Genomic DNA, 11206 nt, shown 5'->3' with positions numbered 1-11206 from the left:
TTGGCATTATTACATGAATAAAATAACAACTCTATTTAATATAAAGTATCCAATAATTCAAGCAGGAATGATTTGGAATAGTGGTTACAAACTGGCAAGTGCAGTAAGTAATGCTGGAGGTCTTGGAATAATAGGAGCGGGCTCGATGTATCCAGAAGTATTGCGTGAGCACATACAAAAATGTAAAAAAGAAACTTCAAATCCTTTTGGTGTAAATGTACCAATGCTTTATCCTAACATTGAGGAGATAATGAAAATTATTGTAGATGAAGGAGTTAAAATAGTATTTACATCGGCTGGAAATCCTAAAACATGGACTTCTTTTTTGAAAGAAAAGGGAATCACAGTCGTACATGTGGTAAGTAGTACTATTTTTGCCTTAAAAGCTCAAGAAGCAGGCGTCGATGCTATTGTAGCCGAAGGATTCGAAGCTGGAGGACATAATGGTCGAGACGAAACAACAACTTTTACATTGATCCCAATGGTACGCGAAAAAATTGCCATTCCGCTTATAGCAGCGGGAGGAATTGCAACAGGAAGAGGAATGCTTGCAGCGATGGTTTTGGGGGCTGATGGAGTTCAGGTTGGTAGTCGTTTTGCGGCTTCAACAGAATCTTCGGCACATGATAATTTTAAGCAAACGATTGTTGATGTAAAAGAGGGAGATACTCAATTGACATTAAAAGAGTTGGCTCCGGTTCGATTAATCAAGAATAAATTTTATCAAGATGTTCAGGCATTGTATGAAAAGTGTCCGACAAAAGAGGAACTTGTAGAGCTCCTTGGAAGAGCAAGAGCAAAGCGTGGCATGTTTGAAGGAGATTTGGATGAAGGAGAACTAGAAATCGGACAAGTAGCAGGACTTATTCATGATATTAAACCTGCCGCAACCATTCTTGAAGAAATGATTTTGGAATTTCATGAGGTACGTAAACAAACAGTAAACTTAGATTTCTAGCGAATGAATCAGATAAAAAAAGTTATAGTATTATTTTTTCTAGGACTTTGTGTGCAACAAACCTATGCTCAGAGTTATAAGTTTAGAACTTCTGGTTATAGTGTTTTAGAGAAAAATGAAAGAGGAAAATGGGGCAAGTGGTCAGATCTTGAGTTGGTTAATGTTTTAGTAGTTTTGGATACAGATAAAAACCGAATTGTAGTTAATTCTCAAGAGACACAAGTATATCAAATCTCTGATTATATTGCTAGAGAAGAAAATGAAACGGATATTGTTTATTCTTTCGTTTGTAAAGATTTAAATGGGAATGATACTAAATTATCAATTATTACCAGAAAGAAACAAGACAATAGGAAACAGTTATATATAAATTTCAATAACAGAATTATTGTATATAATATTTTCACTATCTAAAAAAAGCACAAACCCGACAGATTTTTATAATTGGTCGGGTTTGTTTGTTATTGTAGTTTATGAAATTTTTGTTCTTTGATATTTAGCATTTCGGAACCTAAATAAAAATGCTATTCTATGTCCTTAATAAATTCATCATATTCTAGATAGAACATTTCTAGCGCATTCATTTTTTCGAAGTAAAAGTCGAATATTTCATCCCAATAGTTACGATTACTAAAGCCAACTCCTAGTTTCTCAATCCAGATACGGCTTATGGTTTTACCACTTTCTAAAGTATATTCTTTTTCAAAAACAAGATCTTTAATGAATTCTTCTTCTAGAATATTTTTTAATGCTTCTAGTTTTTCATAGTAAGCATTTCGTTTATCATCATTACGATGTTCAATATCGATTAAAACTTGTGCTTTTTTATTGTCAACATAAAACTTAAAAGAGAAATCTTTAATTTTGGTATCATAAAGCACCCATTTTCTTGGGTATTTCTCGGCAAAAGCCACCCAAAATTCTCTTTTCATTTTCTGCGATTCTTCTTTACTGTACATCTTTAATAATTTGTATAGTCGTAACTATTTTTAATATTTAAGTTCAAAATTATTCACGTATAACGTACTATTTACTCCACCTTCATATAAAATTCCATCGGCACTTGAGGCAAAAACTACGCTGATATGTGTAGGCTTGTCGTTGGAATTTCCATAAAGTCCATTGCTAGGTTTCTGATAATCAGGAAAACTTGAGTTTAACGTTCCGTAGGTCAAATCTACATTAATATTTTGAAGATTCATACCCATTGTTGTTCCAGTTCTATGCCAGCCAGTAGCGATGCGTTTAATGGCATTTGGATCGTCTCTGTTTTCAAGAATCACATAAATATCAGCTTGGTCAGCTTTATCTATAACCTTGCCTTTACCATCTTGATATGGAGTTCCCGCAGTATATTTTATCTGAACAGTAAAGCTTTTTGGTTTGGCGGTAAAAGGAATTCCGAATTGTGCAGAAGTAGATGGATTTGCGATATTCAAAACAAATTTACCTGTAAATAAAGTACCAGATCCCATGCGTTGGCCAATTAATCCTGCTAGATTACCTAAATCTTTGGTAACAATTTGTGCCAGATAATCAGTGCCAGAATTCTGATATGGATATGTTGTCACATTAGAGCTGTTTGTAGTCGTAGTTCCATCATTGGCAGTTGCCCAAATTGTATTATCGTCAGCTCCTGGTTGTTGGTATTTCTTTCCTGATGGAGTGTACCAAGAATCAAAATTGCTGTTATCTAATTGTGGATAAGCTCCTTCTTGGATAACTGTAACGGTATAAGTAGCCTTGTCGCCATTTTCGGCAGTAACAGTATAAGTTTGCGGAGTTGTAAAATCTCTGCTTGTTTCTTTATTTGGAGAAAGCGTTGCAAAAGTAGACAACGCAACAGAATCAATAGCTAGTTTTGTTAGATCTGTTTCGGCATTTATAGTTATAGAAATGGTCTTTGCTTTGATGTTAATATTAGAAAATCCAGATTGGTTTTGTAGAGTAAAATAACGAATGTCATTTTTATCAGATTTACCAAAATAAGTATCGTTTACACAAGAAGTTGCAACTAATAATAAGATAAAAATTAATGTTTTATAGAAGAATGTATTTTTCATTTTTATTTTCTTTTAAGTGGAAAATAATAGTAAAAACCGATGTTCAATCGTAGTAAGTTTATACTGAAATCGGCATCAGTAGCATGTGACTTTTCGGTGATTTCATTATTTACCTTGGTTTCAGACCAAGAAGTACTTATACCTGCAACTTGTGCGCCTACTTCTACCGAAAATCCCCTTACTATATTAACCATGATTCCAGGATTAATTTGTAATTCAACGACTTTGTTTTTAGTATAGCTCCTTTTTAATAAATCATCTGTAGTTCGTTCTTCGATTATATTTTTAAAATTGGCTCCCAAAAGGACTAAATTATATAGATAAAAACGTCCCTTATTGTCCAGAGGAATGAAATTTTTCATGGTGCCATAAATTCCATAGGAGTCTTTAGCGTATTGCACAGCGGTTTGAACATTTTGTTGATCGGTTTCAATTTGGTCCCTACGATCATTCTCATAGCTTATCAAGGCTCCCAAGGCTAGATTGTCTTTGACAAAATACCCCGCATCGACACTAGTTTTAAATAAATTTCGGGATTGATCACTTACGTTTACAAAAAGGCCTTGTCTTACATCAGTGTCTTTTGACGAGAGTTTAAAAGTTAGCCCACTATACGTATTCCCTTTTGCTGTCAGTTTATTTTTAGAACTTATGCTGTCTTTATTAATTTGATTTTGAGCAGTACTTGCCTGAACAAACAATAATAGAGTAAATAACAAACAATAAAGGAGTAAGGATTTTTTAGTCATAAATTAATTTTATCAGACTTAAAGATTCTGGTTTTCAGTGAAAAACTATTATAAAAGTACGATTTTTATTGTGTTTTCTTTTAAAAATAAAGAATTTTAAGGAGTTAGTTTTTCTTAAAACTTGTGAGATGATGAATTCTAAACTATATTTATATATTATTTAAATTACTTAGAAACTCCTATATGAATTTTCAAAACGTATTGCATTATGTTCCAAATCTTGTTGCAGTATCGCTTCCTGCGGAAGTAGCACATTATAAAATGGCTCCATTGGAACGAATGGAAGTTGTGAAAAATATTGAAAGTAAGGGGATTACTCCGAGAGTTGCTGCGGTTATGATGTTGCTTTATCCTAAAAATGAGATTGCTCATTTGGTTTTAATCGTGCGTAATGCCTATAATGGAGTGCATTCATCACAAATAGCATTTCCTGGAGGGAAATATGAGCAAGATGATGAGAATTATGCTTATACTGCATTGCGTGAAACACATGAAGAAATTGGCGTTTTGCCTGATAAAATTGAAGTTATAAAGGCATTTACACCGACCTATATTCCACCAAGTAATTTTGTAGTACATCCTTTTTTAGGGATTTGTAAAGAAGAGATTTATTTTCGACCAGATCCAAGAGAGGTTGCAGATATCATCGAGTTGCCACTTTCAGTTTTTTTAGATGATGAAATTGTTATCGAAACGACTTTGTCAACTTCGTATGCGACAAATATTACTGTGCCTGCTTTTAAAATAGAAAATCACATTGTATGGGGAGCAACTGCTATGATATTGAGTGAGTTAAAAGAAGTTTTGAAAACAAATATTGTAAATTAATCGAAAAGCAAAGAAAGGGCAGTTACTTACTTTAAAAGATTTTTTTTATGCCTATTTAGCTCATATCTGATTGACTCCTTTTTGTTTTGAATTTTGAGAGAAAATCTTCTTTTGTTTGATATATAGATAGTTGCGATTTGTGGTGCAAGAGTGACTGTTGGTGGAAAAGACAAAAATAAATTTCGTAAGTTTGTCTTTCTAATTTTCAAAATAACACATAAATTTATGGGATTGTTTAAGAGAAATCCTTTTGGTCATATACTATTTATAAAAAAATGGTTAATTCGAATATTTGGTGCAATTACACACAGACGTTATCGAGGTTTTAACGAATTGCAAATCGAGGGTTCAGAAATCATAAGAAATTTACCAGATACTAATGTTCTTTTTATATCCAATCATCAGACTTACTTTGCTGATGTTGTAGCTATGTTTCATGTTTTTAACGCAAGTTTGAGTGGAAGAGCAGATAATATAAAAAATGTAGGTTACTTATGGCAACCTAAAATGAATATTTATTATGTTGCCGCTAAAGAGACTATGAGATCTGGCTTGTTGCCTAGAATTATGGCTTATGTTGGAGCAATAAGCGTAGAACGTACTTGGAGAGCTAAAGGTGTAGATGTTACTGAAAAAAGAGATGTAAATCCTAATGATACCGAAAATATAAAAATTGCTCTTAATGATGGATGGGTAATTACGTTTCCGCAAGGAACAACGAAGTCATTTAAGCCAGTTCGTAAAGGAACAGCGCACATTATAAAAGAACACAGACCAATAGTTGTTCCAATTGTAATCGATGGCTTCCGTAGATCTTTTGATAAAAAAGGATTACGAATGAAAAAGAAAGGAATATTACAGTCATTTATAATCAAAGAACCACTTGATATTGATTATGATAATGATACAATTGATGAAATTGTCGAAAAAGTAGAATACGCTATTGAACAACATCCTTCATTTTTAAAAGTTATTTCAGCTGAAGACCTAAAATTAGAAGAAGAATTGAACAAAATGCGTAGATGGGGATATTAGTTTTTTTGTAAAATGTAATAATGGATTTAATTTCAAATATTTACCATCTTTACATTTTACAAAATATGTTTTACATCCCTATAAATCTATTTTCTTAAGCTCTTTATAATTAACGTATAATCTTCGTAGTAATCTACCGTATAGAATTCTGTAAAAGCACCATGCAAATCCCAACCAAGCAAGAGTAACTAGGAGTAAAATGCCTATAACCATTAGCATTACCATTCCGTTGGTCGCGATTTTCTCTTTAAGGTAGTTCATTTCAGGGCTTGATAAAGCAATAAAGAAGCTTATAAATGAGCTAAAAACGGCCATTGCTAAATTAAACCAAACATAGTATTGAACCGTTTTACGGGTTTTTAAGATACTACTCATTAATAATTTTGTAGATTTTGTAGTCGATATAGTTGTGTAGTTTTTATAGAAAAAATACATAAAAACAAGTAGTACTACATAATTAAAATACGTTATTATTTCAAGGTATAGTATATATTCAGGATGATTGATTTGTCTCAAGAAATCATCAATGCTAAACAAGATATTCGATGCGGTCCAAAATAATATTTCTAGAAAACTTATAACCAAGATCCATTTTACAATCGATGACGACTTTTTGTGAATCATGTTATAAATATCTACTTCAGATACTTGCTCAAAAGTAGTTGCGGTTTTGTTCCAATCTTTTTTTAGTAAATCCAGCTCTTTCATATTTTTTTAAGGATTTAATATTTTTTTAAGTTTCCCTTTAATTCTATTCATTTTCACTCGTGCATTTACTTCACTAATCCCCAAAGTTTCTGCAATTTCTTGATAATCTTTATCTTCTAGATACATGAAAATCAATGCTTTTTCGATATCGTTTAGTTGGTAAACGGCTTTGTACATTAACTTAATTTGTTCCTCTTCTTCATAGTTGTAATCAACTTCTTTTATAAAATGCTGGTGATTTTCAAACTCTACAGTAGCTATCGAACGTTTTGTTTTTCGATATAACGTAATAGCGGTATTTAGCGCGACTCGATAAGTCCAAGTAGAAAATTTGCTATCACCTCTAAATTTTGGATATGCTTTCCATAACTGAATCGTAATTTCTTGAAACAAATCCTTGTGAGCATCTTGGTTTGCAGTATATAATCTACAAATCTTGTGGATTATATTCTGGTTTGCCTGCAATTGCACAACAAATGAATGTTCTAAATTATCGTTCATATTGTATTAGTAGTATTAATGCCGATTTTGTTACAGTTTTTATTCCTTAAAGAAAAAATTATAGCTCTTTCTCTTTGTAGTAATTAATCATTAAATCAACAAATCGACTATAGCTATCCATGCCATCTTTTTGCTGATTCATTTTCAAGAAATTGTCATAAAAAATATGAAAACCAACCTCAATAAATGTTTCATATTGCTTCCAGAAATCTTGGCTTTCTTTATAGTTATTTAGAATTCCAGGATGAACAGTTTTCACTATTTGATTAAATAATTTTTCATCTTTTGCTCTTATAATTCCTAAACAATAGCGTAAAGCCATGCTATAGCCTGAATATTGAATATGTAAATTGTCATTTTTTATAGAAGCTAAGAATCCTATAAAATTGCATTCGCTTTCGCTTGCATATCCCATTTGATGTGCCATTTCATGGTTTGCAGTCATCGGAAAACTATACAACGGACCAAGATCATTTACTTGAGCTTCATTAGTAAATGGATTTAGATAACCACCAAATCCCATATAGGTAAGAGGAAGGCTGAAAAGTGATTTTTTTACACTTAAATGTGAATAGGTAAAATAAGGATGTTCGGTTGCGAGATTGTAATACCCGTTTAAATTCATTTTAAAAAGTTGTTCTTGCGAATAAGGAGATTTAACTTTTAGGTTGTTGTTTTTAGTTATTTGGTATTGAATGGAATTCGTTTTGGTGATTAATTTTTTTGTAAAATCTAATAAGTCTCCATCAGAATATTCTCTTTGAATTCCCATTTTTTCAAATAAAGGCACTCGGTAATAATTAAAAGCCCATAAGAAATGGAATAAAAAATAAAATACCGAAAGAAAACTTAAGGCAGTTAAGAGGTTATCCTTCCATAATAGCCTCCATGACTTTCGTTTAGTCCAAATCCACTTAATAAACAATACTATTAAGATGAAGTAAATGCAATCGCCTATAGAAAACGGAATTCGCCCAAATGTAATCCTTGAAAAAGAAGCAATTTTTAAATACAGACCAGTACTGTAGTATTTTTCTACAAATTCAGGGTAAAAAGGGATGATCTTTAAGAAAATGATTTGGAGTAGTAAAAATAAGGGAAGAATATATTTTGATTTCACAGTGTAAATTTTGAATTCGTAAATATAAATACAATATCAATTGTTTCGAAAAAGAATTTAAACTTTGTAACTTTGAAGTTGAAAAATGTTAAACATCAAACAAAACATAATGAGTCAAGAAATAAGAAATTTAGAACCAAAAGCACTTTGGAATAAGTTTGCTGATTTGAATGCGGTACCGCGTCCATCGAAGAAAGAAGAGCGTGTTATTGAGTTCATGAAAAACTTCGGAACTAGTTTAGGATTAGAAACTTTTGAGGATGAAATTCGTAATGTAATTATTCGCAAGCCAGCTACTCCGGGAATGGAAAATCGTAAAGCAATCGTTTTGCAAGGCCACTTGGACATGGTGCACCAAAAAAATGCAGATACGGTTTTTGATTTTGACACACAGGGAATTGATATGTATGTTGATGGGGATTGGGTTCGCGCTAGAGGAACTACACTAGGTGCGGATAATGGACTTGGAGTTGCAACGATAATGGCTATTTTAGAAAGTAAAGATATTCCGCATCCAGCAATCGAAGCTTTGTTTACAATTGATGAAGAAACTGGAATGACAGGGGCGTTAAACTTAAAAGGAGGTATTCTTCAAGGTCAGATTTTATTGAATTTAGATACTGAAGAAGATGATGAAATTGATATAGGTTGCGCAGGAGGTATTGATGTAACAGCTACAAGAACGTATAATGAAGAAGAAGTTCCAGAAGGATCTGTTGGACACATTATCACTGTAAAAGGTCTTAAAGGTGGTCACTCAGGAATGGATATTCATAAAGGTTTGGGGAATGCCAACAAAATTATGAACCGTTTGTTGTTTGATGCTTTTGAAAATTTCGGATTACAAGTAGTTGAGATAAACGGTGGAAGTTTGCGTAATGCGATTCCAAGAGAAAGTGTAGCGAAAGTAATCATATCAGAGATGTTTGATGAAGCTTACATTTTTGATATGCAGGAAATCATCAATGATATTAAAACGGAGTATAAAACTACTGAGCCAAATCTTACGATAGAAATCGTTAAATGCGATTTGCCTGAAAAAGTAATGGATTTAGGGGTTCAAGAAGGTATTATTCGCGCTATTTATGCTGCTCATAATGGAGTTTACAGAATGAGTGCTGATATGGACGACTTAGTTGAAACTTCAAATAATGTTGCTCGTGTTATAGTAAAAGATGGTGAAATTAAGATTGGATGTTTAACACGTTCTTCTGTTGAAACATCTAAATTTGACTTGGCTAACGCATTGCGTTCTGCTTTTGAATTAGTAGGTTGTGAAGTAGAACTTTCTGGAAGTTACCCAGGTTGGACTCCAAATGTAAACTCAGAGATATTAGATGTTTTAGTTGGAATCTATGAAAAACAAAATAATGAAAAACCAAAAGTTGTGGCTTGTCACGCTGGTTTAGAATGTGGTATTTTAGGAACTAATTATCCTGATATGGATATGATTTCTTTTGGTCCAACAATTCACGGAGCACATTCACCAGATGAAAGAGCGAGTATCTCTTCAGCTCAAAAATATTGGAAATTTGTTTTAGAAATTCTAAGCAACATTCCAGTTAAATAATAATTAGTATCAGTATGCAGTCACAGTAATCGGTTATAAGCTGAAAACTGTGACTGTAACTGAATACTAAAAATTAGTCTCTTTTAGGACTATTTTTCTTTTCTCTCTTTTCCTCTTTCTTTTCTTTTGCAGTTTTAAGAGGTTCTTTTTTTGCAGTTTTCTTTGCGTCTTGACCCTTTGACATGATATTCTAGTTTAGTTAATTTCTTATTATGTAAAAGTAAATATAGTAACTATTTTTTAATAAGCTAATAAAGTATTTCAAATCAAATATATTATTTAGGTACTTGTCTGTATATTTCGATGGAGTCTTTTGCTAATCGAATTTTGAGCCATGATTTTAATTTCTGACTTGTGTCTTTGTTTAATTCTTTTTTACTTTGATATAAAATAATAGGTATTATTTTGGTGTTTTGTGCATTTTTATAAGAGTAGTTTCCGATAGTCAATGAAGATACATAAGGAAAAAGAACTTTTGATTCGTCTGTAATTTGCTCATTGTTAAATTGGTATTCAGCTAGTTGTTCGCGTAAGCTATTGATTATAATGTCTTTTTTGTCAACTAAATCTCTGCTAGAATTCATTTTATTTAGAATGTCACGGCTTATGTTAAAAGTGTCTTGTTGAATTAATAGTTGGGTATTTGGCAAATTATAGTCAATCAGTTTTTTATTTAATTCGCTAATTTCCTCATTGTTGAATTTTTTAGATAAAAAAGCAAGTTCTATTTTTTTAGGGTTACTATTGTAATCTACCTTTTTATATATTAAGGGGTAATCATGATCTGTGAACTCTTTTTTGATGAAAACTTCTGTTTTTAAGCGGTAGCTCTTTTCAATAAAAAGTTGATATGCGAAATAAATACTAGGTAAAATCATTAGCATGATAAGTATAGTAATCCCGTATTTTACTTGTTTTTCACGTTTTAAATCCAATTGTTGAGCAACGGGGTATTGTAGAAATTTTACGATTATAAAAGTAGCAATGCATATAAATACGCAGTTAATGGCGTATAAATACATAGCGCCCAAAAAATAACTTATGTTTCCTAGAGCTAGGCTATATCCAGCAGTACATAAAGGAGGCATTAAAGCAGTTGCGATGGCAACTCCAGGAATTGGATTTCCTTTTTCGACTCTTGTCACTGCAATCACGCCAACTAAGCCACCAAAGAAGGCGATTAATATATCATATATATTTGGAGATGTTCGAGCTAAGAGCTCCGATTGGGCCTCTTTAAAGGGGCTTGCGTAAAAATATAAAGTAGAAATTGCTAAACTTACAAATGTAGCAATCAGAAGGTTTTTAATAGATTTCTTTACCAATTCAAAATCATACATTCCTAGTCCAAAACCGGCTCCAACAATTGGTCCCATTAGAGGAGAAATTAACATGGCGCCAATTATAACTGCCGTAGAATTTACATTTAAGCCTACAGACGCAATAAGTATTGCACAAGCTAATATCCATAGGTTAGAGCCTCTAAAAGAGATGCTACTTGTAATGTTTTCAATTACTTTCTTTTTGTTCTCTTCTCCTTTATGAAGGTCTATAAAATTTAAGACTTTATTTATTTCTTTTTTCATCTGCAAAAGAGTTTACGAAATGTTAAGTTACAAATTATATATCAGAAAATTTAGGTGTAGCAGGGGAGTTGTGTGAAAAAAAAATCCT

12 protein-coding genes are annotated in these 11206 nt (G+C 32.2%); 5 read left to right on the top strand and 7 right to left on the bottom strand.

Translation table 11 applies throughout. The annotated features are described in order from the left end of the window. Positions 1–13: 13 nt before the first annotated feature. Both QWY99_RS13245 and QWY99_RS13240 read left to right on the top strand, forming a co-directional pair. Positions 14–958 (top strand): NAD(P)H-dependent flavin oxidoreductase, encoded by a 945-nt coding sequence (locus QWY99_RS13245; RefSeq protein ID WP_290265954.1) that lies wholly within the window; start codon positions 14–16, stop codon positions 956–958. A 3-nt stretch (positions 959–961) separates the two neighbouring features. Further along, complete coding sequence (locus QWY99_RS13240; RefSeq protein ID WP_290265953.1) at positions 962–1372, top strand: hypothetical protein; 411 nt, start codon at positions 962–964, stop codon at positions 1370–1372. Positions 1373–1482: 110 nt separating this feature from the next. Here QWY99_RS13240 and QWY99_RS13235 read toward each other — a convergent pair whose 3' ends face one another. Genes QWY99_RS13235 through QWY99_RS13225 form a run of 3 tightly spaced genes read right to left on the bottom strand, consistent with a single transcriptional unit; the run spans position 1483 to position 3770 of the window. After that, positions 1483–1917, bottom strand: a complete 435-nt coding sequence (locus QWY99_RS13235) for a DUF4268 domain-containing protein (RefSeq protein ID WP_129537738.1) — start codon at positions 1915–1917, stop codon at positions 1483–1485. A gap of 30 nt (positions 1918–1947) precedes the next feature. Further along, positions 1948–3021 (bottom strand): PCMD domain-containing protein, encoded by a 1074-nt coding sequence (locus QWY99_RS13230; RefSeq protein ID WP_290265952.1) that lies wholly within the window; start codon positions 3019–3021, stop codon positions 1948–1950. 2 nt (positions 3022–3023) lie between these two features. Continuing rightward, positions 3024–3770, bottom strand: coding sequence for a hypothetical protein (locus QWY99_RS13225; protein WP_290265951.1), 747 nt, complete (start codon positions 3768–3770; stop codon positions 3024–3026). A 183-nt stretch (positions 3771–3953) separates the two neighbouring features. Between QWY99_RS13225 and QWY99_RS13220 the strand changes: the two genes are divergently transcribed. Further along, positions 3954–4598 (top strand): NUDIX hydrolase, encoded by a 645-nt coding sequence (locus QWY99_RS13220; RefSeq protein ID WP_290265950.1) that lies wholly within the window; start codon positions 3954–3956, stop codon positions 4596–4598. Between the two features lie 225 nt (positions 4599–4823). After that, positions 4824–5633: a lysophospholipid acyltransferase family protein gene (locus QWY99_RS13215; protein ID WP_290265949.1), complete on the top strand. Its 810-nt coding sequence runs from the start codon at positions 4824–4826 to the stop codon at positions 5631–5633. A 78-nt stretch (positions 5634–5711) separates the two neighbouring features. Here QWY99_RS13215 and QWY99_RS13210 read toward each other — a convergent pair whose 3' ends face one another. Genes QWY99_RS13210 through QWY99_RS13200 form a run of 3 tightly spaced genes read right to left on the bottom strand, consistent with a single transcriptional unit; the run spans position 5712 to position 7962 of the window. After that, a complete protein-coding gene (locus tag QWY99_RS13210; protein ID WP_290265948.1) occupies positions 5712–6341 on the bottom strand; it encodes a DUF8845 family protein in 630 nt (209 codons plus the stop codon). A 6-nt stretch (positions 6342–6347) separates the two neighbouring features. Then, positions 6348–6842 carry an RNA polymerase sigma factor gene (locus tag QWY99_RS13205; protein WP_129537742.1) on the bottom strand — a complete coding sequence of 165 codons (495 nt, stop codon included), beginning with the start codon at positions 6840–6842 and terminating at the stop codon, positions 6348–6350. Positions 6843–6900: 58 nt separating this feature from the next. After that, entirely contained in the window at positions 6901–7962 is a 1062-nt protein-coding gene (locus tag QWY99_RS13200) for a DUF3810 domain-containing protein (protein WP_290265946.1), read from the bottom strand. A gap of 109 nt (positions 7963–8071) precedes the next feature. Between QWY99_RS13200 and QWY99_RS13195 the strand changes: the two genes are divergently transcribed. After that, on the top strand, positions 8072–9532 hold the full coding sequence (locus QWY99_RS13195) for an aminoacyl-histidine dipeptidase (protein ID WP_290265945.1): 1461 nt from the start codon (positions 8072–8074) through the stop codon (positions 9530–9532). 275 nt (positions 9533–9807) lie between these two features. Here QWY99_RS13195 and QWY99_RS13190 read toward each other — a convergent pair whose 3' ends face one another. Continuing rightward, a complete protein-coding gene (locus tag QWY99_RS13190; RefSeq protein WP_290265944.1) occupies positions 9808–11118 on the bottom strand; it encodes a DUF389 domain-containing protein in 1311 nt (436 codons plus the stop codon). Between the last annotated feature and the right edge of the window lie 88 nt (positions 11119–11206).

The organism is Flavobacterium branchiarum (genome assembly GCF_030409845.1).
Lineage (GTDB): Bacteria > Bacteroidota > Bacteroidia > Flavobacteriales > Flavobacteriaceae > Flavobacterium > Flavobacterium branchiarum.
This window is presented reverse-complemented; position numbering and strand designations above follow the sequence as displayed.

Bases quoted from the DNA above. Each gene is read 5' to 3' on its own strand.
- QWY99_RS13195 (WP_290265945.1), top strand. From the start codon at position 8,072: ATGAGTCAAGAAATAAGAAATTTAGAACCAAAAGCACTTTGGAATAAG.
- QWY99_RS13225 (WP_290265951.1), bottom strand. From the start codon at position 3,770: ATGACTAAAAAATCCTTACTCCTTTATTGTTTGTTATTTACTCTATTA.
- QWY99_RS13205 (WP_129537742.1), bottom strand. From the start codon at position 6,842: ATGAACGATAATTTAGAACATTCATTTGTTGTGCAATTGCAGGCAAAC.
- QWY99_RS13235 (WP_129537738.1), bottom strand. From the start codon at position 1,917: ATGTACAGTAAAGAAGAATCGCAGAAAATGAAAAGAGAATTTTGGGTG.
- QWY99_RS13245 (WP_290265954.1), top strand. From the start codon at position 14: ATGAATAAAATAACAACTCTATTTAATATAAAGTATCCAATAATTCAA.
- QWY99_RS13230 (WP_290265952.1), bottom strand. From the start codon at position 3,021: ATGAAAAATACATTCTTCTATAAAACATTAATTTTTATCTTATTATTA.
- QWY99_RS13190 (WP_290265944.1), bottom strand. From the start codon at position 11,118: ATGAAAAAAGAAATAAATAAAGTCTTAAATTTTATAGACCTTCATAAA.
- QWY99_RS13240 (WP_290265953.1), top strand. From the start codon at position 962: ATGAATCAGATAAAAAAAGTTATAGTATTATTTTTTCTAGGACTTTGT.
- QWY99_RS13220 (WP_290265950.1), top strand. From the start codon at position 3,954: ATGAATTTTCAAAACGTATTGCATTATGTTCCAAATCTTGTTGCAGTA.
- QWY99_RS13215 (WP_290265949.1), top strand. From the start codon at position 4,824: ATGGGATTGTTTAAGAGAAATCCTTTTGGTCATATACTATTTATAAAA.
- QWY99_RS13210 (WP_290265948.1), bottom strand. From the start codon at position 6,341: ATGAAAGAGCTGGATTTACTAAAAAAAGATTGGAACAAAACCGCAACT.